The 25,608-nt window shown below is 60.2% G+C and carries 21 protein-coding genes; 5 read left to right on the forward strand and 16 right to left on the reverse strand.

What is annotated here, in order from left to right:
* Positions 1-12: 12 nt before the first annotated feature.
* From WFR25_RS04075 to WFR25_RS04085, 3 genes are all read left to right on the forward strand, one after another.
* Positions 13-1,389: a lipopolysaccharide biosynthesis protein gene (locus WFR25_RS04075; RefSeq protein ID WP_336968787.1), complete on the forward strand. Its 1,377-nt coding sequence runs from the start codon at positions 13-15 to the stop codon at positions 1,387-1,389.
* A gap of 153 nt (positions 1,390-1,542) precedes the next feature.
* Complete coding sequence (locus WFR25_RS04080; RefSeq protein ID WP_336968790.1) at positions 1,543-3,549, forward strand: acyltransferase family protein; 2,007 nt, start codon at positions 1,543-1,545, stop codon at positions 3,547-3,549.
* Between the two features lie 151 nt (positions 3,550-3,700).
* Complete coding sequence (locus WFR25_RS04085) at positions 3,701-5,266, forward strand: hypothetical protein (RefSeq protein ID WP_336968791.1); 1,566 nt, start codon at positions 3,701-3,703, stop codon at positions 5,264-5,266.
* 14 nt (positions 5,267-5,280) lie between these two features.
* Here WFR25_RS04085 and WFR25_RS04090 read toward each other — a convergent pair whose 3' ends face one another.
* From WFR25_RS04090 to WFR25_RS04100, 3 genes are read right to left on the reverse strand one after another with little or no spacing between them, the layout of a single operon-like run.
* Complete coding sequence (locus WFR25_RS04090; protein WP_336968794.1) at positions 5,281-6,177, reverse strand: NAD-dependent epimerase/dehydratase family protein; 897 nt, start codon at positions 6,175-6,177, stop codon at positions 5,281-5,283.
* On the reverse strand, positions 6,174-7,157 hold the full coding sequence (locus WFR25_RS04095; RefSeq protein WP_336968797.1) for an ATP-grasp domain-containing protein: 984 nt from the start codon (positions 7,155-7,157) through the stop codon (positions 6,174-6,176). Before WFR25_RS04095 ends, WFR25_RS04090 begins: the two co-directional genes overlap by 4 nt.
* Positions 7,154-7,873 (reverse strand): metallophosphoesterase family protein, encoded by a 720-nt coding sequence (locus WFR25_RS04100; protein ID WP_336968798.1) that lies wholly within the window; start codon positions 7,871-7,873, stop codon positions 7,154-7,156. The genes WFR25_RS04095 and WFR25_RS04100 overlap by 4 nt, the downstream gene beginning before the upstream one ends.
* 348 nt (positions 7,874-8,221) lie before the next feature.
* Here WFR25_RS04100 and WFR25_RS04105 point away from each other — a divergent pair, with 348 nt between their 5' ends.
* The gene (locus WFR25_RS04105) at positions 8,222-9,415 is read left to right on the forward strand and encodes a glycosyltransferase family 4 protein (protein WP_336968799.1); all 1,194 of its coding nucleotides are present in this window, start codon (positions 8,222-8,224) and stop codon (positions 9,413-9,415) included.
* 36 nt (positions 9,416-9,451) lie between these two features.
* On the opposite strand, the gene WFR25_RS04110 is transcribed toward WFR25_RS04105, so the two are convergent.
* The 13 genes from WFR25_RS04110 to ectA all read right to left on the reverse strand — a co-directional run bounded on the left by WFR25_RS04110 (position 9,452) and on the right by ectA (position 24,469).
* Positions 9,452-10,198, reverse strand: coding sequence for an HAD-IIB family hydrolase (locus WFR25_RS04110; RefSeq protein ID WP_336968801.1), 747 nt, complete (start codon positions 10,196-10,198; stop codon positions 9,452-9,454).
* 902 nt (positions 10,199-11,100) lie between these two features.
* Entirely contained in the window at positions 11,101-12,459 is a 1,359-nt protein-coding gene (locus WFR25_RS04115; protein WP_336968804.1) for a chloride channel protein, read from the reverse strand.
* A gap of 246 nt (positions 12,460-12,705) precedes the next feature.
* Positions 12,706-14,277: a DUF389 domain-containing protein gene (locus WFR25_RS04120; RefSeq protein ID WP_336968806.1), complete on the reverse strand. Its 1,572-nt coding sequence runs from the start codon at positions 14,275-14,277 to the stop codon at positions 12,706-12,708.
* Positions 14,278-14,293: 16 nt separating this feature from the next.
* Entirely contained in the window at positions 14,294-15,523 is a 1,230-nt protein-coding gene (locus WFR25_RS04125; RefSeq protein WP_336968809.1) for an SLC13 family permease, read from the reverse strand.
* 168 nt (positions 15,524-15,691) lie between these two features.
* Positions 15,692-15,907, reverse strand: coding sequence for a hypothetical protein (locus WFR25_RS04130; RefSeq protein ID WP_336968811.1), 216 nt, complete (start codon positions 15,905-15,907; stop codon positions 15,692-15,694).
* Between the two features lie 13 nt (positions 15,908-15,920).
* A complete protein-coding gene (locus WFR25_RS04135) occupies positions 15,921-17,204 on the reverse strand; it encodes a mechanosensitive ion channel family protein (RefSeq protein ID WP_336968812.1) in 1,284 nt (427 codons plus the stop codon).
* The gene (locus tag WFR25_RS04140; protein WP_336968814.1) at positions 17,201-18,550 is read right to left on the reverse strand and encodes an MFS transporter; all 1,350 of its coding nucleotides are present in this window, start codon (positions 18,548-18,550) and stop codon (positions 17,201-17,203) included. Before WFR25_RS04140 ends, WFR25_RS04135 begins: the two co-directional genes overlap by 4 nt.
* A 4-nt stretch (positions 18,551-18,554) precedes the next feature.
* Positions 18,555-19,823 carry an MFS transporter gene (locus WFR25_RS04145; RefSeq protein ID WP_336968816.1) on the reverse strand — a complete coding sequence of 423 codons (1,269 nt, stop codon included), beginning with the start codon at positions 19,821-19,823 and terminating at the stop codon, positions 18,555-18,557.
* Positions 19,824-19,837: 14 nt separating this feature from the next.
* Complete coding sequence (locus tag WFR25_RS04150; protein ID WP_336968819.1) at positions 19,838-21,280, reverse strand: aspartate kinase; 1,443 nt, start codon at positions 21,278-21,280, stop codon at positions 19,838-19,840.
* Positions 21,277-22,194 (reverse strand): ectoine hydroxylase, encoded by a 918-nt coding sequence (gene thpD / locus WFR25_RS04155; RefSeq protein WP_336968820.1) that lies wholly within the window; start codon positions 22,192-22,194, stop codon positions 21,277-21,279. Before thpD ends, WFR25_RS04150 begins: the two co-directional genes overlap by 4 nt.
* A 25-nt stretch (positions 22,195-22,219) precedes the next feature.
* Positions 22,220-22,633 (reverse strand): ectoine synthase, encoded by a 414-nt coding sequence (locus WFR25_RS04160; RefSeq protein ID WP_336968822.1) that lies wholly within the window; start codon positions 22,631-22,633, stop codon positions 22,220-22,222.
* A gap of 13 nt (positions 22,634-22,646) precedes the next feature.
* Positions 22,647-23,951, reverse strand: coding sequence for a diaminobutyrate--2-oxoglutarate transaminase (gene ectB / locus WFR25_RS04165; protein WP_336968824.1), 1,305 nt, complete (start codon positions 23,949-23,951; stop codon positions 22,647-22,649).
* Positions 23,948-24,469 carry a diaminobutyrate acetyltransferase gene (gene ectA / locus WFR25_RS04170; protein WP_336968825.1) on the reverse strand — a complete coding sequence of 174 codons (522 nt, stop codon included), beginning with the start codon at positions 24,467-24,469 and terminating at the stop codon, positions 23,948-23,950. The genes ectB and ectA overlap by 4 nt, the downstream gene beginning before the upstream one ends.
* Positions 24,470-24,748: 279 nt before the next feature.
* On the opposite strand from ectA, the gene WFR25_RS04175 reads away from it, so the two are divergent.
* Positions 24,749-25,237 (forward strand): MarR family winged helix-turn-helix transcriptional regulator, encoded by a 489-nt coding sequence (locus WFR25_RS04175; RefSeq protein ID WP_336974656.1) that lies wholly within the window; start codon positions 24,749-24,751, stop codon positions 25,235-25,237.
* Positions 25,238-25,608: the final 371 nt, after the last annotated feature.

Raw genomic sequence — 25,608 nt, forward strand, 5'->3', positions numbered from 1 at the left:
GATATGGCGACCATGCGTGCACGCTTGGGTGTCCTGGGACGGGCGGGAGGTTTCCGTGGCAGGATCACCAGCATAGGGCATCTGTTGTCCGGCAGTTTCATGAATGCGGGGATCATGCTGCTCAGCGTGGCGATTGCCGCGCGAACCCTGGGGCCATATAGCTATGGCATCATGGTGCTGGTGCTGACTTTCGGTCGAACTGTCGAACGGATAATGCGCTTTGAATCCTGGCAGCCGGTCATAAAATTCGCGGCTGATCAGGAAGGACCGGATGACAAGGTCCGCCTGTCCCAACTCTACCTCTACGGCCTGACTCTCGACGTGGGAGCAGCGCTGTTGGCGGGTCTATCGACGATAATATTGGCGGCGGCGGGCGGGCGATTGTTCGGCCTGTCGTCGCTGCATGTCGAACTGGTGACTATCTATTCCATTGCGCTGTTGTGCAATATCAACGGCATGCCGACGGCAGCCCTGCGGTTTGCAGGACATTTCCGGACGCTGGCCTACGCACAGCTTGTCGCGAACGTCCTGCGTATCGGGCTGGCGGCGCTCTGTGCGGCGCAGGGCTATGGGTTGGTTGGCTTCATGGTCGCCTGGACCGTGGCGCAGGTTGCCGGACAGATTCTTTTCATCGGGCTGGGCTTTCGCGCTCTTGCCATCCAGAATATCCCCAATCCGCTGCGCGCCGATTGGCGCAATCTGCGGCAACGCTTCCCCGGTTTCCTGGCCTTTGCCTGGTCGACGAACATGTCGACCACGCTGCGGACATTCACGCAGGAGGTTGATGCGCTGCTGGTGGGCGCGCTCGCCGGGCCGGCGGCTGCAGGCATGTATCATATCGCCAAGCGCATGGCGAAGGTCGCGCAGACGGCTGGCGCACAGGTGCAGGCAGTCCTTTATCCGGACATGGCCCGCATCTGGGTAAAGGGCGACATGGCGACGTTCCGGTCCATGATTTTGCAAATCCAGTGGGCATTGGCGTCGCTGGGTATTTGCGCGCTGGCGGCCGGCTATCTGGCAGGCGATTTCCTTATCCATTTCGCCATTGGCGCCGCCTTTGCCGGGGCCTATCCGCTGCTGCTGACACAGTTGGTCGCTGTCTCGCTCAACCTGCATGCCGCGCCGTCGCGGGCGGCCTTGCTGGCTATGGGCGAGCATCGGGTGGTGATGCGGATTTCCATCGCGTCCACGCTGCTCTTTTTTACGGTGGCCTTCACCCTCATCCCGCATATCGGCGCCATGGGGGCGAATATCGCCCATATCGCGCTCGGGGCGCTGACCGCTGTTCTGAGCGATATCTGGTGGATGCGCGGAAGCGCTGCCGGCCGCGTGCCGCTTCCCCAGTCCCAGTCCCAGTCCCAGTCCCAGTCTCAACCGCAACAGGTCTGAGGCAGATTGACGCCGGCCTGCGCATTTGTGTGCGCAGACTGGCATCATGGACCTTTTGGCGTACAGCCAATGAGCGGCTGGCGCGATCGGAGTGAAGGGATAGTCTGTCCGCTTACCCTCGCGGTTTGAACTCAAGCAACTGGATTTCTGGCTGTGCTCGATAATGCCCGACCCGTCGTCCTGCCCGCTGGTGGCAGTGCATCGACCTATCGCGCCGATGTCGACGGTCTGCGCGCGATTGCCGTCATCGTCATCATCCTGTTCCATGCCGAACTTGCCCCCTTCGCGGGCGGCTTTGTCGGCGTCGATATTTTCTTCGTTATCTCGGGTTATCTGATCACACGCCTCATCATGGCGGATATCGATCACGGCGACTTTTCCATCATCACCTTCTACAAGCGACGGGTTCGTCGCCTCTTCCCGGCCCTGTTCGCGATGCTGGCAGTCACGTTGGTGGCTGGGGTATTTTTGTTACTGCCCCGCGATCTGGCCAGTCTGGGCCGGAATATCACGGGCACGACGCTGTTCGTCTCCAATTTCTTCTTCTGGGAGCAGGCGGGCTATTTCGAAGGGGATGCCCATTACAAGCCATTGCTGCACACTTGGTCTTTGGCCGTGGAAGAGCAATATTACATCGTTTACCCGCTGTTGCTGAGCCTTCTGAAGCGATGGTGGCCGCACTCTGTAAAGTCGGTCATGCTCGCCCTGACGCTTCTATCGTTCTTCGGTGCGGTGCTTATGATGCGGATCGATCCGAGCGCCGCCTTCTACCTTGCGCCATTTCGGGCCTGGGAACTGTTGCTCGGTGCGTTGATCGCCCTGCGCGTATTTCCAGTGCTGCCTGCCCGACTGACGGGATTTTTCAGCCTGTCCGGAGCGATCCTGATAGCGGGGTCGGTCCTGCTTTATTCCGACCTGACGCCCTTTCCCGGAATCAGCGCGCTGGTGCCCTGCCTAGGGACGGCACTGATCCTCTATGCCGGTGAACATGCCAAGCCTGCGATCAATCGCCTGCTGGCGCAAAGGCCGATCGTTTTCATCGGCCTCATCTCTTATTCGGTGTATCTCTGGCATTGGCCGATCTTCGTCTTTGTCCGCTACTATGCGATCGAGAAACTGACGACGCTGGAATCGCTTGGTCTTCTGCTGTTTTCGCTGGCTGTGGGCGCGCTGTCCTGGCGCACTATCGAAATGCCGTTTCGCAAGAGCAGGAACTGGCGCATCCGCACGCCCATTTTGCGGCTTGCGAGCGGTGTGATGGCGCTGTCGATCTTCGCGGGCGGCAGCATCTATGCGGCCAACGGCCTGCCAGATCGCTTTCCCAAGACGACGCAGCGCCTTTCCGACTATGCGCTGTCGATGAACCCGGAAGCGGACATGTGCGCCGATGTGGAACTTCAGCTTCGTAAGGGATCGCCCTGCACGATCGGTCCGCGGGACCAGGCACAGTTGTTTCTGTGGGGGGATTCCCATGCCGGAGCGCTGTTTGGCGCGATGCAGGTATTGGCCAAGGAAGGGAAAAGCACGATCTATGGTGCTACGCCACGCTGTCCGCCCTTGCTGGGCCTGGGCACGGACGCGGCCTGCATAGCGGGCAACCAGAAGCGCCTTGATTATGTCCTTAGCCACCCGGAAATCGATACCGTCATTCTGGCCGCGCGATGGTCGCTCTATCTTGAAGGGCGGATGGTCGAGGGTCCGGCCGAAACCAACGGCAATCTGCCACGGCTGTTCGATGCGACAGGGCATGAATATGAACCGTTCACACGGGATGCCAGTCGCCATTTTCGCTATGCTTTCTATGCGCTGGTGAAACGGCTGCTGCTGGCGGACAAGAAAGTCGTGCTGCTCTATCCGGTACCTGAAACGGGTTATGACATCCCTTCCACGCTGGCGCGGATCAACAGTCAGGGGGGCAATCCGGCTGCCTTCACCATATCGCGTGACATCTATGACCGGCGCCAGTCGGAAGCGCTGCGGCTGCTGGATCAGCTCGGGCGGCGGCGGGCGCTGTATCGGGTCTATCCGGAGGATGCCCTTTGCAATCGCACGGATTGCGTTACGTCCGTCGATGGCCGACCGCTCTATTTTGACAGTCACCATCTGTCGATTCCGGGCGCCCGCATTCTCTTGCCGCAGATAAGGGCAGCGTTGCACTGACGTAACGGCGGACAACGGCGCCTGCAATGCTGGGCAGGGATAGCGTGATACTATTGCCCGCTTGGTGTTTGGCATCGGCCATTCGCACAATATTATGGATCGTCGGAATATGGTTAGTGCCGCCAGTTGATTGTGTCTGGCGAGGATTTTCATGCGTTTCCGTCCTATCTTTGCGATGTCCGCAATGATCCTGGCGTCGGGATGTGGCGGGGGTGACAATGGCAGTTCTGCGGTTGTCGTGCCGGCCCCCACGCCAACGGCCACTCCCACGCCTACCCCTGCGCCCACGCCTACGCCTCCGGCTTCGCTTGCACCCAGCGCCTATAATCCCGCTAAGTTGCCCGATGGCCGTCAAAGGGCTTTTCCCACCGCCGAAGGCTTTGGCGCGGGTGCGGTCGGGGGGCGCGGCGGTCAGGTGATCGCCGTGACGACATTGGCGGATTCCGGTGCGGGTTCGCTGCGCGCCTGCATGATGGCGACGGGTGCGCGGACCTGCATATTCCGCGTGAGCGGTACGATCGAGCTGCTGTCGCAGATCAAGCCGACCGCAGGAAATCTGACGATCGCGGGGCAGACGGCGCCGGGCGGTGGCATTGCGATCCGCAATGCGCCATCGAACCTGACCGGATCGCCGATCTTCTTCAACGCGCCGGATAATATCGTGCGGCACATCCGTATTCGTCCCGGTCCCACATCGGGCGCGAAACAGGACACAACCGATGCGATTACTGTGGATGCAGGGGCCACCAACACGATCATCGATCATGTGTCGCTGTCCTGGGCGACGGACGAACCGTTCAATTCGACCAAGATGTCGAGTAAAATAACCGTGCAATGGTCGCTGATATATGAAGGTCTAAGCCATTCGACGCATATACAGGGCGAACATGCGAAGGGCATGTTCGTCGAAGGCAGCGACATCACCGTGCATCATATGCTGATCGCGCATGCCACCGATCGCATGCCCAATCTGGGGGTAGGGGCGCGGGTCGATCTGGTTAATCTTGTTTCCTACAACATGGCGGAGAAGGCCCATCAATATTTCTCGATGTTGCAAAGGCAATCGGACCCGGCCAGCGGCGTTACGCGCGAAGTGAACGTGATTGGCAACTGGGTTTCGCTGGGGCCAAATTCGGTCCGGGGCCTGCCAATCCATGGCGCGGATTATGACGAGGCATTTTCGACTTTTCCCGGCCATGCCGCTTTTTATGTTTCGGGCAATATCGACGGTCGCCGACGGACGACCAGCGATGACGAGCGGCTGTTCTTCGACCCCGCCGACTGGAAATATCTGCTCGCCAGCGTGATCGGCACGCTGACCGTGCAGCATTATTCCAGCGCGGAGCAGGCGGTGCGCGACGTCCTGTCCTTTGGCGGCGCCTTTCCCCGGGATGCTTCGGATCAGCGTGTCGTCGCCGATTTTCAGGCCTGCCGGGGGGCGATCATCGACAGCCCGACGCAAGTGGGTGGTTGGCCCGCGCTGGCGGCGGGCACGCCCTATGTCGATGCGGATGGCGATGGCATGGACGATAGCTGGGAAAGCAGCCAGGGGATCACCAGCGGCACCGCGGACGCCGATGGCGATGGCTACACCAATCTGGAAGAGTTTCTGAACGAGCGGGCCGGCGATCAGGATGCGTCGGGCCAGCTTTTGCTTCGGGTCGGGACGGGGCAGGGGGCGGTGCCTGCTGTCAACTGCGGCTTTCCGGTGAGCTGACGCCGGTCTGCGGCTCAGTGTTGGTGAAGGATGGTCGACAGCCCCGCCGATAAGGGACTCGGATCGCAGCCAAGGGACCGCAGCCGCATAATGTCGAGCGGCGGGAAGCCGGTGTCGCCTGACGTTCCCTCTCCGGGCCTTTCGATGACAGACCCGCCGGTCAGGTCCGCAATCATCCGGGCCAGCGTCTTTATGGTCGTGCGAACCCCGCTGCCCACATTGATCGGACCGGAACAGTCGCGCTCCACGGCCAGCATCAGCGCCTGCACGACATCGTCCACATGGACCAGGTCCGCGCCGAATTGCCCGCCGTCGATAATCTCCATGGGACGTCCTTCAACCGCAGCGCGTACCATGATGCCCAGCGCGCCCGTGGTCTGCCCCGGACCATAGACGGACGCCAGCCGAAGCGTCGTCAACGCCATGCCTCTGGTTCGGCAAAATTCGGTGGCGTAGATCTCCTGCAGGATTTTCGATCCCAGATAATAGCTTCGGCTGCGCGGGAACATCGGCGCATTTTCATCCGGCATGTCCACACCGTCGGCATAGGCATTCGCGCTGGTCGTCTGGACGATGCGTTTGACGCCTGCGGTCGCGGCCTTTTCGATCAGGCGCAGCGTGCCCCCCGCATTGATGGCCCAGCATCGTTCCGCCGCCGCCGGATCGCTATGGTCGGGGGGGATATAGGCCGCCAGATGGACAAGGGCGGTGCAATCCTGAAGCATCGCGGCATCGTGGGTCGGTGCCTCCAGATCGAAAGGACAAACCTCATCTTCCGGCGCGAAGTCCTCCGCCGCGTGGCGCGTCAAATGTCGGATGCGATAGCCTTTGGCTCTGGCGACAACGGCGAAGCGTTTGCCGATGAAGCCCGATCCTCCGGTAAGGGCGATGGTTGTGGATGGGTCCGTCACAGCACGGCGTCGATACGCTCCTGGGCTACGAACATCTCGTCCAGAAAGCGCAGGATGACACCCGTTCGGATGGGCGGTTGAACGATCGGCGTCCCGTATAACAGCTTGCGAACGCACATTTCGACTTCGTTGAAGCCCGCCATCGCACGCAGCGGCGTGGTACCCGAAAAGCGCCCGTTAATCTCGAACACGCGTGGAACGCCCTGCTTGTCGAGGCGGAACTGGAAATTGGCGGGACCATGGGGTTGCAGCGCAGCGCCGAACGCGCGGACGGCCTGGTTCAACTCTACATAATCGCCGGTATAGGCGCGATAGGTGTTCCCGTCGCGCAAGTCCCGGCGCATGACGATGGAGGCCTGCACCTCACCATCGAACACGATGACGCTGGCGGTATATTCGCAGTCGGGATCGCCGATACATTCCTGCACGACCAAGCCGGTCCGTCCGGCCAGCGCTTCGTCCAGTTCGGCTTTGCTGGTCGCGATCGACACGCCAACGGACCGCGCGCCGATGCGCGGCTTCACGACCAGCGGGAAGCCCACAGATTCGACCAGCGCCGCGATCGCCGCCGGATCGTCGCCCGAAGCCGAAGCAGGGGGATTGAGTCCAGCCTGTTCAAAGAAGCGGCAGGTTTCCAGCTTGTCGTCCGCGATGGCGATGACGCGCGGATCGCTGACGATGATTTTCGTGTCGAACGCGGCCTCAAGCTGCGCCCGCTGGCTTGCGAAGAAGGATAGCTCGACGTCGGTGCCGACCATCACGATATCCGGCCGTTCGCGATCCAGCAGTTCCTCGATCCGCGCACCAAACGCCTCATCAGCGGCGAAGGGCAGGCGATAGGCTGCATCGCCCCAGTAGAGGCCGGACGACAGCGGGTTTGGATCGGCCGTGACGATCGTGCAGTCGAGCGACGATTGCCGCAACGATTTGATGATGCCCTGTCCCAGAACAGCGCCCGCGCCGGTGACGAGCGCCTTCATGCGAAAAACCCGCAGAGCCGGTCCTGCGTCGGCACGGACAGACTGGTGGCGCGGATCGCTTGCCGATGGGCCTTGCGGTCGAAGGGCAGGGGGCGGGGGCTCACCCTGACTTCATCCCCTTGTATTTCGACCATCGCCCATTGCATATGTCCTTCTCCATCGTCTCTTGGCTGACCCAGCGAACCGAGCGTGAAAATAGTGCCCGTGGCGCAATCGAACCGGCGAGCGCGATGCGTATGCCCGAACAGGCCATAGCGAAAACCGCGCTCGGCCAGGGCGACAGCGGCGGCCTCCGCCTCTTCGGCCGAATTGATGTAGCGCCAGTCGCCAAAAGCATAGGGGTTTGCGTGCGCGACGAACAAGGGACCAGCGGACCAATGTTGCCGCCAGTCAAAGGCGTCCATCACGCCCGCAGGCAATTGTTCATTCGTCCACGCCACCGTCTCCTGAATCCAGTCGGGCAGCCTGTCCAGATAGCGGCTCCCGGCGTCCGTCGCCCGTTGGTACATCTGGTCATGGTTGCCGGTAATCAGGATCGCTCCATCGCGAGCGACCGCGTCCTGCACCAGCGCGATCGTTTCCAGCGGCGCGACGCCATAGGTCAGCAAATCGCCCATCAGCAGCAGCACGTCGAAACCCTCCCGTCGGGCGGCGGACAATGCCTGCTCCAGCGTGCTGCTGACTGCATGAATGTCCGTCAGCGCGGCGATCCTCACCGGCTCCACCCTCCCGGTGCTTGCGGGGCTGTCAACATCGGGGACATCCTTCTCGAAACGGGCGGCGCTGCCTGAACGGATTCATGCCCGACATGCTAACGGAGCGGAGGATGACCCGTTAGCATTCGATCAGCTACTATCCTTTATCCCGGCACTGTGCCGACAGGATTAGCGCGCCTCTCATTGGGGGTATGGCGCCCGCCATTGCGGCACGGAATGGCCAGAACAGGCCGCGCGCCGCCTGCCTCTAATGGGTATCTACCGATGCGCCCGCAGGCACACGGCCAGAGCATGATAGATCATCCTCTGTCTGGCGAAAGGAAGTGCCATAGTGGGGAGCCCTGCGGAATGAAGGTCGTTATCCTTTCCAGCCTGTCCTGGTCGCTGATCAATTTTCGCGGCGCGCTGATCGCCCGGATGGTCGAGGCCGGGCATGATGTCGTTGCCTGCGCGCCGGATGGCGAACCTGAGGTGATCGCGGCCCTCTCGAAGATGGGTGTGCATTTCCGCCTGACGCCCATGGCGCGGGCGGGGACCAATCCGCTGCGCGATGCATGGACGTTTTTCCATTATTGGCGACTCCTTCAGTCGGAGCGTCCCGATGTAGTGGTCGCCTATACGCAAAAACCGATCATCTATGGCGGCCTTGCGACCAGGCTGCTTGGACGCATGCGTTTCTATGCGATCATGAGCGGCCTTGGCTATGTGTTCAGCACAGAGGCGGACGGTCGTCCGCTGTTGCGATCGGCTGTTTCGCGGCTGTACCGGCTGGGGGTGCGCCGCGCAGATTGCATCTTTGTCTTCAACGGGGATGATCGTCGCCTGATGCTCGAAAACGGCATCGTCGCGCCCGACCAGCCTGTGATGCAGGTGCCCGGATCGGGCATCGACATCGCGTACTTTACACAACAGCCCTTGCCGGATGGCCCACCGACTTTCCTGATGATGGGCCGCCTGATGCGCGACAAGGGCGTGGGTGAATATGTCGAAGCCGCCCGCATCGTGCGGCAAACACGGCCCGATGTGCGCTTCATGCTCCTCACCCGGCCGGAGACGGAAAATCCCACCGGCTACACGGCGCAGGATCTCGACGCGTGGCGTCGGGCCGGGTTGATCGAATTCGTGCCGGAAACGCGCGACGTCCGTCCCTTTATCGCGTCGGCCCACGTCTTCGTGTTGCCCTCCTTCTATCGCGAGGGATTGCCCCGCACCATATTGGAAGCACTGGCGACGGGACGCCCGGTCATCACGACCGATATGCCCGGATGCCGGGAGCCGATCGAGGAGGGGGTGAACGGCCTGCTGGTTCCGCCGCGCGACGCGCCCGCCCTGGCTACGGCCATGAATCATCTGCTCGACAACCCCGACCTTCTTGCCGCGATGGCTGGGGCGGCGCGACAAAAGGCGGTCGATGTCTATGATGTGGACAAGGTGAATGCCTTGCTGATGGAGGTCATGGGGCTGCGCAGTGCGGCTATGGCCCCGGTCGCTGCCTCGACCACAGGGGCAGGCGTGCCCGTGCTGGAAGCGCTGTCAAGCTAACGGCGTGAAGGGGGCGACCGCAGCCGTCCCGTCCGCTCATTTCTGGCAGGCGACGATCGCGGCGATCACCGACAGCGTTTCCTCCGGGTCACGCACGCGCACCGTGTCGAGGCCCAGCTCTTTGGCCGGATAATCATTCCCGCCCGGAAAGATGGCGTCGCCGATGAACATCATGGCATCCAGGGCGATGCCGCTCGCATCGCGCAGCTTCTTGAGGCCATAGGCCTTGTCCACCCCCTCCCGCGTGATGTCGATCGAGGTCGCGCCACCCATGTTGATCGACAGGCCGGGCAGCCGCGTGCGCAGGTCCGCCTGGATGATCTTGCGCTTGGCAAAGTCGGGGTCCCAATGTTCCTTCGCGTCGATCGGCGCCTGCTGGCCAAGCGCGGAGAAGGTGATCTGGCTCCCACGGTCTTCGATCCGCTCGCCCCAGGTCTGCTCGGGTACGAAGCCGGTCGCCTCCAGCGATTCGTCGAAGGCCGTGAGAATCGCCTGCTTCTGTGCCTCGTCGAACAGTTCGGCATAAACCGGCGCCCAGGCGCCATCCTGATGGGTGTAAAGCTTCGTTCCGGTCGTTGGCATCAGCCACAGCTTTGACAGATCGGCGTGCGCGGGAAGGCGGCTGGCGACCTGTTTGTCGAACTGCGGCCAGTCCCCACCCGAAATGACCGCGACCTGCGCGACGGCGAGAAGTTCGGCCAGTGCCTGCTGCATGGGTTCTTGGAGCGGTTGCTTGCTTTCGGCGAGAGTACCGTCAAGGTCGAAGGCGACAAGCTGCTTCATGGACGCTCCGATAACTGGACTGCTGGACCATTGGGATAGGCTCAAGGTCACTGTTTGCATCGCAAACCCGGTGATCCAGGTCATAGGCAACAGCCGCCCAGCGTTCACGCTGAAACCCGTTGCCGCGCCAGATCGAAAACGATCCCAGATCGCTAACGGTCATAGTCGCTGGTTGAGCAGTTCAGCGGCATTAGCCGAGCCGAATCGAGCTCACAATAGTTTTGTGTTAATTTTCAGATATCTATCGAAAACCATATGAGTGATGGGGCCCCAAAAAGGCCACAGTTCGGTCATGCTGCAATCGGGAATCACATTGGTTTCTCAATCAGTTATACCACAAGGCCAAGCACAAGGGATGGGCCGTGAATGTAGCTGGGTAGGCGGATCAACCAGGGTGGCCGCCCCCGTCCACGCCGGGCTTACTCACCGGCTGACTAGCCCGCCGCTGTCTTTTCGTCGGGCTTCGCTAATGGCCGTTTCCAGAATGGCAGCTTGCAGACAACCGACTCGAGGAAGCCACCGTTCTTGCCTGCACTCGAGCGGCGACGACTCCCGACCCTTTCTTGCCGGTCAGGGACCAATTTTCGACGCCCTGCTGCGGACGGTCAGCTATTGAACTGTCGACTCCAAATTGGTCGCCTTGAGACGGTCCGGCTACTGCTGGATATGAACGAATATCTTCCATTGAAAGAAATATCCGTAGCATTCTAAGTAATGGACTTTAGTATTAAAACGTATATCCGCATTATAATTAATATCTTTTAAAATCGCATTAAATTACACCAGATATGGTTGCGAATAATTATTTCTAATACGACCCATAATTATGAATTATTGCTTATATGAATCCTAAAAATATCTTTTAAACTAATGACTTTTTCAGAAAATAGGTATGCAGAATTTTACTTGATTAGATGTCTGTCGAATATATTCGTCCCGTCAGTCATGAGGAATGGCTTGGCCAGCCCATGGTATAGCCGCTCCCGGCACACAAGCGCACTTACGAGGTCTGCGATCAGCGCAGTGGCAAATAGCGGCACGATCATGCCGCGACTTGCGGTCGTTTCGGTGATGATGATGACAGCGGTTAAGGGTGCGCGCACGACGCCGACGAAATAGCCGATCATGCCGAGCAACACGACTGCGCCCTTGGGATCTTCAGGGAAGATACTGGTAAGCAAATCACCGAGCCCCGCGCCTACGGAGAGCGAGGGCGCAAAAATGCCGCCGGGCGCCCCACTCAGCGCGGTTGCCAGGGTCGACAGAAATTTCGCAGGCCCGAACCAATAAGATCCGCCCTGCGCCTCCACCAGATGACGGGTTGTTTCATATCCGGTGCCCCAGGTTGCGCCCATGCTGACAATGCCAAGGATCGCGACGAGCAAGCCACAGACGGCAGCGACAGCAACCGGCCGCTGTTTGATTGCGCGTATCCACGGGCGGCGAGCCACGGAAAAACCAAGCAATGCTCGCGAGAACAGACCTCCAGCGACACCGCCAGCGATACCCGCAACGGGCGCGACCAGCAGTACCCCGCGCAGGTCGAGCGTCTGTCGCATCGCACCGAAATAGATATAGTCCCCCGCGATACCTAGACTGACCAGGCCCGCGACCATTACGGCGGCCATGACGAGCACGGCCACCTTCTGTTCATAGGCGGAGGCCAATTCCTCAATTGCGAAGGCTACGCCCGCCAAAGGGGTGTTGAAGGCAGCAGCAACCCCGGCAGCGCCGCCAGCGATCAGAACACCCGCCGTAATCGGTACGCGCAGAAACCGATGGACTGCGACCATTATCGCCGCGCTCACCTGGACCGTTGGCCCTTCGCGACCGACCGATCCACCTCCACAGAGCATCAGCAGGGTCATTACGAGCTTGAATGCCCCAGTTTTAAGCGAAACCAGCGGTCCTAGAGCATCACGCACCGGATTTCTGGACGCTGCTATGATCTGCGGAATGCCAGACCCTCGCGCATCGGGCGCCCACAGCCGGGTCAGATAAACGGTACCTGCAAAGATCGTCGGCGTCAGGATCAGCGCACCATAGGGCCAGGCCGAACTGAAACGCAGGAACAACTGTTGTACATGGTCGCCAAGCTTTGCGAAGGCGATGGCTACCAAGCCCAATAACACTGCACCCACGCCCGTTGCAATCCGGCGGCGGAATATAGAGAGGGCATCGCGCGCCTTGTCGGTCCCATCCGTTATGGCCAATGCCTTCGCATAATCGATAATTTGGCGTGCTCCGGGGAAAAGTCTCATGACTCGGCAGCTGATACCGGTGACACAAGTCGCAGGACGATGGCATAGGCCACCCAAGGGTGAAGGCCATGCTCCAGGCGACAGAAAGGGCGGGTCAATATTTTGGGAGCATCCATAGTCGTGGCTTCCTAACGAATGAACCGCTAATCGGCCACCAGCCTTGGCCCGAAAATGCCGGATTTCTATAGATTTTATCTTTCATCGGTCATTTCTGCCTTCGCGGAGGCAGCGACTCCGGCGTCAGATTTAGCGGATATTCTGGACTGCTATCTCCAACCGGAAGCTCTGCCCTGCTGGCGGGGCAGCGATGGCAGTTATGCCTTGCTGCTTGAGGAGGCCAGCGACCGCCAATGCGCGGCGTTGGGATAGAAGCGGCTTTTCAATGGCGCTGGAAGGAAGGCCAGGCACCGCGATTTGCGGACTGTTCCAACGTCTCGCGGCCCAGGCCGACAGCAACACCGCCTGATGGGCCGTTGCATCGAGTATATCGACATTGTCTGCGAAGCTGACCACGGGAAGCGGTGAAAGTGGTGGAATGATCGCGACCTGCCACCCCTCCACGGATTTCGTGACACGCTGTTCCAGTGCTTCATAGGTGGCAAGATCAGCCCCCGGTAGCGGCGATGCGGCTGTGGTGACCCGCTGATGATCCCGGTCTATCGTTATGGCCTCCGGTGCCGCGCCCGCCGCGAGCGCAACGAGCCCGGCCACGCCATTGGCCCTGCTGATATCCCGCGCCACAGCATCATTGGCCTGCTGCAATTCGGCACGCTGGGCTTCGACGGAGCCAGCCCCTGGATCGAGCAGGACCTGATCGACCCGCAGGGCCACAGGCCGTCCAAGACGGTCGCTCAGGTCGGTCTGGAGCAATGCATTGCTTTCGGCTCTCGATCGCGGCGCAATGACGACCGTTCGCACGCCAAGCGGCGTTCGGTCAAAATCGACATCGAGCTGCGTCACGCGCGCGTCCGCGCCAAAGCGGCTGGAGAGGAAGGACCGGATCTGGCTCGCCGCCAAAGCTTCACCGGCAATCCGGCTGAGCGACAGGGCAAGCGGCACGGCCATCGCCACAAATAGCAGCATGAGCAGGATAGTCTGGGTCCAGCTCTGCTGGCTCGATAGATAATGGCCAAAGCCATAATAGCGCGCCATGATCATGGCCGAGAGCGCGATCGTCACGAAGTTGGTCACGAACAGCGCCAGCGCGCCGCCCAGTATCGGCATGTTCCATGTGGCAAGGCCAAAGCCGACGACGGCTAGCGGCGGCATCAGGGCGGTGGCGATGGCCACGCCGACGATCGTTTCCCCCTTGCCGCGAATGATGGCGAATGTGCCCGCCAGTGCTGCGAACAGGGCCACCAGCAGATCGAAGAGGTTGGGCCGGGTTCGCGCCAATATCTCGGCTGTCGGGGCTTTGAGTGGTGACATCAGAACGATGAAAGCGGTGAACAGAAGGGCCACCCCTGCCCCGATGGCCAGCGCCGACAGAGCCCGGCGCATTTCGGTGAAATCGAACAGGGCCAGGCTGAAGCCCAGCCCCAGGATGGGACTCATGAGCGGCGAGATCAGCATCGCGCCGATCACGACCGCTGGAGAGGACAGCAGCAATCCCAGAACCGCGATGCCCGCCGACATCATCGTCATGAACAGATAGCGGGGCGTACAGCCGCTTTCCTCCATGATCCGCGCGACGACCTTTTCCTGATTGACCGAACCCACGACCGATTTGCGCCACCAGCGATAGAGCGGTACTTGGTCCCAGCGCCGAGGGGCGAAGGGATGCTCGGATGAAAGATTGTTCGGCGATGGGGCGTTCATTGCGTCAGACATCCCTTCAGGTCATCAGATAGATTGCAGCACACGTTGCCAGACCCACGATCACGTTCATCGGCAGGCCGATCTTCACAAAGTCCCCGAACCGGTAATCGGCCGCAGCATAGACCATCGTGTTGGTCTGATAGCCGATGGGTGTAGCAAAGCTCGCCGATGCGGCAAACATCACCGCGATGATGAGCGGGCGGGGGTCTATGCCATTCTGACCGGCGATGCCGATGGCAATTGGTGTCATGATGACGGCCACCGCATTGTTGGTGACCGTCTCGATCAAAACCGAGGTCGCCGCATAGATGGCGATGATCAGCGCAAGGGGGGGCATAGCCGCCATCCAGGGCGAGAGCGTGTCGACGATCAACTTCACGCTTCCCGCCTTCTCCAGCCCCAGCCCAAAGGCAAGCATGGCGAAGATGAGGACAATGATATTGCCGTCGATGGCCGACCAGGCTTCCTCCGCATCAAGGCACCGCGTGGCAAGTACGATCGCCACGCCCATCAAGGCCAGGGCAAAGACCGGCATGATGTTGAAAGCTGCACCAACAATAACCAGCCCAAGGGTCAACGCAGCAATCGGCGCACGCCGCCTGCGGTAACGCCGCACGCCACTGGTATCCTCGGCGATGAAGTTGGTATTCTCCCGCAGTTCGGCCGCCGCCTGATCATCCGCAGCGACCAGCAGGCTATCGCCTGCCCGCAACCGCACATTGGCAAGGTCCGGCCCTGCGACATGGCGTGGACGGCTATGTCCGAGTACACGCACGCCAGGATTGGAAAGGAAGGGAATTTCCCGCAGCTTGCGGCCGATCGCCGGATGCGTCGGCGCGAGAGTGATGCCGATGAGCCTGACTGTTTCATCGCGCTCATCCTCCGCCAGCCTGATGGGCCGTCCGATATTCTGGAGGCCGACGACAAAATCATGGGAGCGTGCGAGCGCGTCGAGCTCATGTGCGCTGGTTGCGACGATGATCCGGTCCGACGGCACGATTTCCTGACCCATCCCGACATTGCGCAGGATCTGCGATCCGCGTCTTATTCCGATTACGCGGACCGCCCCGCGGCGCAGGGCCTTGATGTCGTTCATTTGCGCGCTGTCCACACCGTCCAGGGAAGGTGCAAGTTCGGTGATGAACAGACGATCGCTGTCAGCATCCAGTTCATCATCGGGACGATTAGGCAACAGCTTTGGCCCCAGGATCAGCAAGGTGAGGCCACCTACAAGCAGGGCAACCACACCGATCGAAGTAATTTCGAATATACCTGCCCATTTCCTGAGCGACGCCGTCCACCAGCAGGTTCGTCGACGTGCCGACCAGCGTCAGCGTGCCGCTGAGGATGGCCAGATAGGACAGCGGGATGAGAAGACGCGTGGCGGCAATACCGACCGTACGTCCTAGGCTTTTCACCAGCGGGATGGAATGTCGACCCTTTCTATACCGAGCCCCAGTCCAATTGGGCAGTGCCGGTCTTCAATCCAGCCAGCGCGGATGGCTTTGCGGCTTTCATGGTCCAGCACCGTAACTGGATGTTGACCATGTTGGGCCGCGAACTGAGCGCGCAAGTAGCTCTTTTGCAACCGAAAATGACGACGTTTTTCGAAGCGCGTCGCTAACCGCATGCTTGGCGATCTCTTACACAGCCACCGAACTTGCAAGGGGCATATTGCGGATATTGTTCGAATGAAAGGTTAAGTCCAGCCCAGTGGGCCGTTGGAACAGGCGCAATCCAAAGGCTGGAAGAATCGCTAGGAGATGGTCGAATATATCGGCCTGGATGTCTTCATAATCGCTCCACCTGGTGGTGGTCGCAAATGCATATATTTCCAACGGCAGGCCATATTCGCCCGGCGCGAGTTGCCGAACCAGCATGGCCTTGTCCCGCGCGATGTCAGGATGGGCCGCCAGAAGAGCGACGACATAGGCTCGAAAAGTGCCGATATTGGTCAAACGCCGGGCATTAATGTCTCCTTCAATGCCATTCTCTGCGTTGAAATGCGTGATCTCGGCTTCTTTCCTCTCAAGATAGTCGCCGAGCAGCCTGTATCCGGACAAGTCGGTAATTTCCTCATCCGTCAGGAAGCGCACGCTGTTTTGATCGATCATGATTGATCGCTTGATGCGGCGCCCGCCCGATTCCGCCATGCCTCGCCAGTTCTTGAAACTTTCATTAATGAGGCGATGGGTCGGCACCGTGGTGATCGTCTTGTCGAAGTTCTGAATCTTCACTGTATGCAGCGCGATGTCGATCACATCGCCGTCTGCATTGAGCTGGGGCATCTCGATCCAGTCGCCAACCCGGATCATGTCGTTCGAACCGATCTGAACCGAAGCGACGAGCGAAAGGATCGTGTCTTTGAACACCAGCATCAGCACCGCTGCCATCGCGCCCAGCCCGGACAGCAACAGAAGCGGTGAACGATCCATGAGCGCAGCGATTATCAAAATGGTGCAGGCGCCATAAACAAGCAGCTTGCCCAATTGAACATAGCCCTTGATCGGCCGGTTCGCTGCGTCGGGCCGCCGCTGATAAAGTTGATTGAGCAGGTTGAGCGCGCCGCTGAGCGCCATGGCAAGGGTGAGAATAATGAATGCGGTGCACAAGTTGCGGACGAGGACCAGCGCCCACGCCGGCAGATGCGGGACCGTTGCGATCCCCAATTGCACGATGACGGCGGGCAGAATGTTGGACAGCCGCGCGACAATAAGACCGAGCGAGCGGACTTCCACAGCCATGGACGTGCGTTCCAACAGGCGCAAGATCAATCGCAACACGATCCGCTTGGCGATCCAGTTGGCAATGGCGGCGACCATCAGCATGATCGCGATCGCCAGCATTGCCTGCATCCAGGGATGCGTGACGAATCCCTGCGTCAGGATGTCGATGCTGGATTTTGCGATATGAAGCTGGCCGATCAATGCTTGGTCTCCTCAAAATACGCACTATCGCGCAGCGATCGTCCGGCGGTTTCCGGCATGAAGCGCAGTGAGATCAGTCCAACGACGCAGGCCAGCATCATGTAAAAGGCCGGCATCAATTCATTGCCGGTAAGGCCGATCAGGCCGCTGCCAATGGCGGGCGCAGTGCCCCCAAAAAGGGAGGTTGCAACATTATAGGCGATGGCAAAGCCGGCAAAGCGCACGTTGGTGGGAAACAGGGCGGGGAATGTCGCCGATATCGTCGCAAGTTGCGGCACATAAAGCAGGCCCAATATGGCGAAGCCAATGACAGCCCCAGCAAAGCCCGTCGCCATCAGCAGATAGAGCGGCACGACCAGCAGGAATAGTCCGATAAGGGAGAAGCGCCAGAGCGGCTTTCGGCCGACTCGGTCCGACAGCGCCCCGGCAAAGGGCAGCAGCAGCATCATGAACAGCATGCCGATGATCGGCACGATAAGGGCGTCGTCCACCGAAAGGCCCAGGCGGCGCTGGAGATAGGTCGGCATGTAGCTGAGCAACGTATAGTTGACGACATTGAGCGCAACGACCAGCCCCCCCATCACCAGCAAGGTACGCCAGTAGCCTGCGATCAGCGCGCCCAGCCTTGGCGATGCGGCCTCGGCGCCATGCGCGGCCTCCTCCGCCTCGCGAAAGACGGGCGTATCTTCCATTTTGGAACGCAGATACATGCCGACCAGTCCCATCGGACCCGCCACCAGGAACGGGATGCGCCAACCCCAGTCATGCATCGCCGCATCCCCCAGCGTCAGGGAGAAGCCCAGCATCAACAAGGCGCCAAGCGAGAACCCCGCCAGCGTCCCGAACTCCAGAAAGCTGCCGCAAAACCCTCGTCGATCGTCTGGCGCATATTCGGCCATGAAGGTAGCGGCGCCGCCATATTCACCGCCGGTCGAAAAGCCCTGCACCATGCGCAGGACGATCAACAGCAGCGGCGACCAGAAGCCGATCGTGGCGTAGGCCGGGATGAGGCCGACACATACCGTCGCGCCCGACATCATCAGGATGGTCAGCGCCAGGACCGACTTGCGCCCCATCCGATCCCCCAATGGCCCCCAGAACAAGCCGCCCAGCGGCCGCACCAGAAAGGAGATGGCGAAGGTCGCCAGAGCAAAAAGTATCGCATCATCGGTTTCACCGGGAAACAGCGCCGCCGAAATATAGGTCACGCCATAGGCGTAGATGCCATAGTCGAACCATTCGGTCGCATTGCCCATGGCCGATGCGCCGATGGCCCGTCGCAGGGTCGCTCGATCGACCGTCTGTGCGGTCGCTTCCAACGGAAGGGAAAGCGAAGTCGATTGCATGGCGTTATCCTATTCTCTGTGGCGCAGGCGGATCGGACGGCCGCGCCGAAGCTTGTTCGGGCGCATGGGGATCGAGCAGCGCCGCAATGGGGGTTGTGCGCGGCAAAATCTGGTAATTTTGCTGACTATCGCTTGGCACGGGGTCGGATGAAGCCTGACGCCACAGGCCGAATGTCAGCGTACCAGCAGCGCAAAGCGCAATGAACAGAAACAGCCCGCCCGAACCAAAGACCGTCATCGCGGTTGCGGCGCCGGTCGGACCAAGCGCCGCGCCAATGGAATAGAGCAGCACCAGTCCGCCACTGGCGGCGACCCGTTCTGCCGGCGCCAACCGGTCGTTGGTATGGGCTACACAGAGCGGATAGAGCGCAAAACTCAGGCCACCGAACACTCCACCCAGCGCCAGCAATTGCGCTCCCATGCCGTCGGTCACGGTCAAACCCAGGCTGGCCATCATCGTCGCGCCAAAGCTGGCGACGATGACCCGGCGCCGATCGAACCGGTCGGACAGTCGCCCCAGTGGCCATTGCAGGGCGACCCCGCCCAGAATGACCACGCTCATGAAGCTGGCGGTCTGCGCCAGGTCCAGTCCCAGCCTGCGGACATGGACAGCGGCGAGCCCGTAAAATGCGCCGAGCATAAGCCCGGTCGTCATCGCCCCGATGAAGCCCAGCGGGGACGATATATAGAGCTGCCGCATGGAGCAGGGCGCATCCTGCCCCGGTAACGGCGCCGCGATACGGGTCAGGACGACCGGGATGACGGCCAGCGACACGAGGATCGACGCCAGCAGGAAGGGAATGGCGGGCGTCCCGCCAACGTTCAGCAGAAATTGCCCAAGCGCCTGCCCCGAATAAAGCGCGATCATGTAGCCCGCAAGTATACTCCCGCGGGTTTGCGGTTCCGCTCGTTCGTTGAGCCAGCTTTCAAGGCAGATGAAGACGCCCGCGACGCACAGTCCGTCGATGAACCGCAGCGATGCCCAGAACAGCACATGCTGAAGCAGGGCATAGGCCAACGTACTGGCCGACAGCAGCGACACAAACGCGGCAAAGGCGCGGATATGCCCGACACGATGTACGACCAGGCCAGCCCGCAGGGCGCCGACCGTCAGCCCCGCGAAATAGGCGGTCGCGACCGCGCCGATCATCAGCGTGCCGCTGCCGCCCTTTTCCAGACGCAGGCCGATCAGCGTGGACAGAAAGCCGCTGCCCCCCATCAATATGAAGATGGCGACCAGCAGGCTTCGGACCGGAAGGAGGGATGACAACATGACGGAGAGGCAGATCAGGCCGCCTGACGCCCTTCCGCCTTATCGAACGCCTGTTCGACCAGGCGTTCGTGCAGGACGCGGATCGCGGCATCGAAATCGGCGCAATCTATGATGAACTGGATGTCGACGTTCCGGATCTGATGCTGCATCGCGATCATGCCGATATTGGCCTCTCCCAGCGCGTTCAGGGCGTCGGGAACCAGTCCCGGCCGCGCAATATCACTGCCGATCACCGACACCATCGCCACGGCCTGCGTCGATATGGCCGCGTCGGGATAGTGCGATTGCAGATCAGCCATGACCTTCGTCACCGTCGCCGCATCGCTCGACAGATAATGGGTGATCGTATTGGCGTTGGAGGATTTGCTGACGATCCACGCCCCATGGCGGGTCAACGCCTCCAATATGGCCGCATCATAGCCCTTCTCGCCGACCATATCCTGCTCGAAGAACATCAGCGCCTGCATGGACTCTATGCCGGTGATGATTTCCACGCGGGGCGTGTCGGAAACATAATCGCCACAGATCAATGTCCCTTCATCCTCACGGTCGAACGTGTTGCGCACGCGCAGCGGAATGCGCGCCTGACGCAGGCCGCGACCAGCGCGTGGATGGATCGCCTCCATGCCCAGATTGGCAAGCTGGTCGGCCACATCATAATTGGTGCGGCCTATCTTTCTCGCGGCGGCTTCCCCCACCAGCCGGGGATCGGCGCTGGACAGGTGAAATTCCTTGTGGATGATCGCTTCGCGCGCGCCGGTCAGGACGGCGATGCGCGAAAAAGTCATTTCCGAATAGCCACGGGCATAGCGACGGACCATGCCTTCCTCGCACCCCGCATAGCCGGTGACAATCGGCATTGCGCTCGACAGGTCAATCGGCGCCAGCGCCTCCCTGATCCTGACATCCAGGCTACGCAGGTCATTCTGGTCCCATAGCGTCAGGTCGAGGAAGACGGCATTGATCCCGCGATCACGCAGCAACAGCGCCGTGCTGTGCGCGCTGTGTGCCTCGCCCAGTCCTGCCAGCAGTTCGCGGACCGTCAGCAGTTGCTCCTTTACGCAGAAACGTCCGTGGCTACGCAGACGTCCCAAATCCTGAAGACAGGCCTGCACCGTCGCGATCCGCAGATCGACGAAGGCATTGGCTTCGGCCAGACTTTCCGACCGGACGAACATCGTGCCATTGCGTTCGTGCATCGCCTTGCGAACATGGGCAATCGCCTGAAGCCATCCATTCGCCCCGTCATCGGCGATGAAGCGGCCATAGACGCCGGGCACGCCCGCCTTCTTATGCTCCAGCAACAAGTCGGTCATTCCTGCATAGGCGGACACGACGAAGATGCGGTTATAAAGATCAGCACCCCTGCGGCCCGCGATCAGGACATTGTCGAACAGGCTGGCGGTAGCCGCCATGGATGTGCCGCCAATTTTCTCGACGCTATGTGTGCCGTTCATGCATGCGCCTCCGCGACCAGTTCGCCCTTGCATGGCGCAATGGCCTTCGCCTCCCGCGCCGCAATGAAGGATGGCCGGGGGGTGGGAACGCCGAAGGGCGCAGTCAGACGATTGGACACGGCATTATAGACAAGAAAGGCATTGGCGCGCGGGAAAGGGGTGATGTTCCCGTTGGACCCATGCATGACATTGCAATCGAACAGGATCACCGTGCCCGGCTTGCCCGTGGGGGCAACGATGCCCATTTCATCGGCCAGTTCCGCCAGGCTATCCTCATCAGGAACGCCATATTCCTGCTTCTTGAGCGACATCCTGTAGTGATTGTCCGGCGTTTCGCCAACGCAGGTCAGGAATTTGCGGTGCGATCCGGGGATCAGCATCAGCGGTCCGTTATGCGGCGTATTTTCGGCCAGCAGCACCGACATCGACAGCGCGCGCATACGCGGCATCCCATCTTCCACATGCCAGGTTTCAAAATCGGAATGCCAGTAGAATTCCTTGCCCTGAAAGCCCGGCTTATAGTTTAGGCGCGATTGGTGAAGGTAAACCTCATCATCCAACAGGAAACGAGCGACGTCGGCCAGACGCGTGTCAGCCGCCAGCCTTCGCATCACCTGGCTTTGGCGATGAATTTCGAAGATCGACCGGATTTCGCGCCCACCCGGTTCGGTGATGACTGTGTCGGCATCTAGGGCATCCGGGTCCGCCAACAATGTACCGGCCTCCTGTTGCAGGAAGGCGATTTCTTGCGCGGAAAAAACATCTTCCAACACCAGATAGCCGTCACGATCGAACTGCGCCGCCTGAGCCTGTGACAGCGGGGCTGCCTCGCTCCAGTCGCCATGGACGACCGGGTCGAGGCGGGGCAGCATTTCAGGTTCCGCCGCATGGCGGGATGGGTAGATGTCTGTCATGGAACTCCCCCTTTTTATCGGGTTTTCAAGAAGTAAGCGCAGCCGTGCGGACCATATCTGCCTCGGCGGGATAGGCGCCATTTTCGTCATGCACTTCGCGGCCGGTGACCGGCGGGTTGAACGCGCAGGCCGTCAATATATCCGTTTCGGGCCGCACGATATGACGGTCATTGGCGTTGAGCGCATACATCGTGCCCGGCCCCAACCTGTGAATCTCGCCGGTACCCAGATCCTCGATCGTACCTGTACCCTTGAGCACGAAGACCGCTTCGAGATGGTTCTGATAATGCATCTTCAGCTCTTCGCCGGCATACATTGTGGTGACATGGAAGGAAAAGCCCATGGCGTCATCCTTCAGCAGCAGGCGCGCGCTTTCCCAGCCATCAGATTTCACGTTGCGGTCGGACTTGCGGATGTCGTTCAGTTTGCGGACGATCATGAAATATCTCCTTTTATTCTGCTGCCACGCAGAAGGTGGCGGAAAGCGCGTCGCGCACGCAGGTTTCGAGAATATCGAGTCCGCCCGAGAGGACCGCGTCGTCGATGATGAGCGGTGCGAGCACCTTGACGATTTCGTCATGGGGGCCGCTCGTTTCGATGATCAGGCCGCGGGCAAAGCAGGCGGCGGTGATGACCGATGCGATTTCACCCGAGCCGACGTCGATGCCCCGCATCATCCCGCGACCGCGCGTCGTCAGGCCATGTTTGCGGGCAACCCGGTCGAGGCGGCTTTCCAGAAGCGCACCGCGCCGCCGAACATCTGCCGCGAAACTGTCATTGCTCCAGAAATGGCGCAGCGCCGCCGTGGCCGTGACAAAGGCATGATTATTGCCCCGAAAGGTGCCATTATGCTCGCCGGGCGACCACTGATCCAGTTCGGCCCGGAACAGGGTCAATGCAAAGGGCAGGCCCATTCCCGACAGTGACTTGGCGAGCGTAACGATGTCGGGCGTAAAGCCCATATCCTCAAAGCTGAAGAAGCCGCCGGTACGACCGCAACCGGCCTGAATATCGTCAACGATCAACAAGGCCCCGTGCCGCTTGGCGATCGCCGCAATCATGCGCAGCCATTCCGGTGATGCGGCGTTAAGGCCGCCCTCACCCTGCACGGTTTCCACAAGGATAGCCGCCGGTGCATCAAGCCCGCTCGACGGATCGGCCAGCTTCTGTTCCAGCAGCGCGGCGGTATCGACATCCGGGCCGAAATAGCCATCATAGGGTTCATGGCTGACATGACTTAGCGGAATGCCGGCCCCGCCGCGCTTGGCGGCATTGCCCGTGCAGGCAAGCGCGCCCAGCGTCATGCCGTGAAAGCCGTTGGTGAAGGCAATCACCATTTGGCGGCCGGTAATCTTGCGGGCCAGCTTGATCGCCGCCTCGACCGCGTTGGTCCCGGTCGGGCCGGTAAACATCGCCCGATAGTCCAAGTCGCGTGGCTTGAGGATCAACGTCTCAAAAGTTTCAAGAAACGCGGCTTTCGCGTCGGTATGTAGATCAAGGCCGTGGGTGATACCGTCGGCGATGATATAATCCAGCAGCGCCTGCTTCAAAATTGGATGATTGTGTCCATAGTTGAGCGTCGAGCAGCCGGACAGGAAGTCGAGATAGCGACCACCCTCATTATCGTGCATCCACACATTTTCTGCGCGGTTGAACTGACGCGGCATGGAGCGGGCATAACTGCGAACGATCGATTCACGACGTTCGTAGATCCCGGTATCAGGTATATTCTGGGTCGGTTTGGGCGCGATGGTCATGGGGTCGATGTCTCCGTATCGTGCATGTTGATTTGGAAGTCGGCGGGAAAAGGCCCGATGGTCGCCTGCCACTCGGTGTTATGTGCGCCGGCGAAATGGGCGTCGCGTTCGAACAGCGGGGCTTTGGCGAGATCGGCGCCAATGCGCCTCGAAAATCCCTCGAACAGCGCCCAGGAGGCTTTGTTGTCGGACGTCACCGTGGTTATGAGATGAGTGACGCTCGCGGCCGATGGTCGGCTCAGCAACTCGGCGATCATGCGCTGGGCCAGTCCCTCGCCGCGGGCCTGCCGGGCGACGGCGACCTGCCAGACAAAAAAATGGCTCGGCTCGGATGGAGGGCGATAGCCAGACACCCATCCGACAATCTGTCCGGCCTGCTCCGCAACGACACAGGTTGACGCGAAATGCGTGCATTGGAGAAGATTGCAATAAGCCGAATTGCTGTCGAGCGGCGGGCAGGCTGCGATCAGCGCGGTAATTTCCGGGCCATCCAGGACCACTGGCTCTCGAAACTTCATATCCTGCCTTGTTTCAATTTCACGGGATGCAGAATGCCGTGGCAGCAAGGATGCTGCATTGGATCTACGATCAAATATGATTTGCCTCCCGAAGTATTTTCCTTGGACCGAATCCCTTCGGCCTCTCGCTTTGGCGCAATATATGCCAACTATTGAACAATTTTCAACCCGACACCCCGATTCAACGAGCACAATGGCGATTCAGCCTTAGCATTTTCCTTCACTATATAAAGGAAAATGCCATTGGCGCGTCATTATGCAAACGGATAGCTACTGATGATGGAATCGGATCTTTCAAACCTGACCCTGCGGGCATTGCGCCGTATTTTGAGGGCCACTGAAATCGGCAGCCGCAAACTCGCTACATCGACCGGTCTGACCCCTTCCCAGCTTTTGGTGCTGCGTGAAATCAACGGGCGCGATCATGCAACGCCAAGCGCCATTGCCGCCGCGCTGAAGTTCAGCCAGGCAACCATTACCGCTGTTGTCGATCGGCTCGTGGCGTCGGCCCTCGTCACGCGCGAGCGCAGTGATCGGGACAAGCGCCAGTTCATCCTTAGCACTACAGACAACGGTCGTGAGGCGCTGGATTGCGCGCCAGACATGTTGCAATCACAGTTTACCGAACATTTTTCCGCGCTTGCCGCATGGGAGCAGGCAATGATCCTCACATCGCTGGAAAAATTGAGCCTTATACTGGGCGCGCAGGATATGGACGTCGCTCCATTGCTCGACAGCGGTGCCATTGATCGGTCTGAGCCAGGCTGAAAATACGCTATACTTTTGAAATAATAAGACTTTTCTTCTACAAAGAGGAAATTGTCGGCCCCAAAAGAGAGTGTGCTATGGCGAACGCATTTCGGATGACGAAAGTCATGAAGCCCCCAAATTAGACAAGCCGACGGTCAGTTTTCGAGAGCATATTATATCCTCCCGAATGACTTGAAGTGGCGCCTTCGACCCGGTGGGGCCGTTGGCCAGGCTCATCTCGCGAATGTCGGCTTCCTTCGATTCACAATTTTGAAGCGGACAGTCGTGAAAGTCCCAGCCCCCGCCTTTCAGGCGTACTGGGAGCGGCTTCCACGAGCGGCAGGTTACGGGACAATCAATCAGAGCGCCTAGTGACCAAGAATGGCGCA

The sequence above is a fragment of the Sphingobium aromaticiconvertens genome, assembly GCF_037154075.1.
Lineage (GTDB): Bacteria > Pseudomonadota > Alphaproteobacteria > Sphingomonadales > Sphingomonadaceae > Sphingobium > Sphingobium aromaticiconvertens.

What these genes read in the sequence shown, in the direction of transcription:
- WFR25_RS04075 (WP_336968787.1), top strand. Translation starts at nt 13, where the DNA reads ATGCGTGCACGCTTGGGTGTCCTGGGACGGGCGGGAGGTTTCCGTGGC.
- WFR25_RS04085 (WP_336968791.1), top strand. Translation starts at nt 3,701, where the DNA reads ATGCGTTTCCGTCCTATCTTTGCGATGTCCGCAATGATCCTGGCGTCG.
- WFR25_RS04095 (WP_336968797.1), bottom strand. Translation starts at nt 7,157, where the DNA reads ATGAAGGCGCTCGTCACCGGCGCGGGCGCTGTTCTGGGACAGGGCATC.
- WFR25_RS04105 (WP_336968799.1), top strand. Translation starts at nt 8,222, where the DNA reads ATGAAGGTCGTTATCCTTTCCAGCCTGTCCTGGTCGCTGATCAATTTT.
- WFR25_RS04110 (WP_336968801.1), bottom strand. Translation starts at nt 10,198, where the DNA reads ATGAAGCAGCTTGTCGCCTTCGACCTTGACGGTACTCTCGCCGAAAGC.
- WFR25_RS04115 (WP_336968804.1), bottom strand. Translation starts at nt 12,459, where the DNA reads ATGAGACTTTTCCCCGGAGCACGCCAAATTATCGATTATGCGAAGGCA.
- WFR25_RS04120 (WP_336968806.1), bottom strand. Translation starts at nt 14,277, where the DNA reads ATGAACGCCCCATCGCCGAACAATCTTTCATCCGAGCATCCCTTCGCC.
- WFR25_RS04130 (WP_336968811.1), bottom strand. Translation starts at nt 15,907, where the DNA reads ATGCGGTTAGCGACGCGCTTCGAAAAACGTCGTCATTTTCGGTTGCAA.
- WFR25_RS04140 (WP_336968814.1), bottom strand. Translation starts at nt 18,550, where the DNA reads ATGCAATCGACTTCGCTTTCCCTTCCGTTGGAAGCGACCGCACAGACG.
- WFR25_RS04145 (WP_336968816.1), bottom strand. Translation starts at nt 19,823, where the DNA reads ATGTTGTCATCCCTCCTTCCGGTCCGAAGCCTGCTGGTCGCCATCTTC.
- WFR25_RS04150 (WP_336968819.1), bottom strand. Translation starts at nt 21,280, where the DNA reads ATGAACGGCACACATAGCGTCGAGAAAATTGGCGGCACATCCATGGCG.
- thpD (WP_336968820.1), bottom strand. Translation starts at nt 22,194, where the DNA reads ATGACAGACATCTACCCATCCCGCCATGCGGCGGAACCTGAAATGCTG.
- WFR25_RS04160 (WP_336968822.1), bottom strand. Translation starts at nt 22,633, where the DNA reads ATGATCGTCCGCAAACTGAACGACATCCGCAAGTCCGACCGCAACGTG.
- ectB (WP_336968824.1), bottom strand. Translation starts at nt 23,951, where the DNA reads ATGACCATCGCGCCCAAACCGACCCAGAATATACCTGATACCGGGATC.
- ectA (WP_336968825.1), bottom strand. Translation starts at nt 24,469, where the DNA reads ATGAAGTTTCGAGAGCCAGTGGTCCTGGATGGCCCGGAAATTACCGCG.
- WFR25_RS04175 (WP_336974656.1), top strand. Translation starts at nt 24,749, where the DNA reads ATGGAATCGGATCTTTCAAACCTGACCCTGCGGGCATTGCGCCGTATT.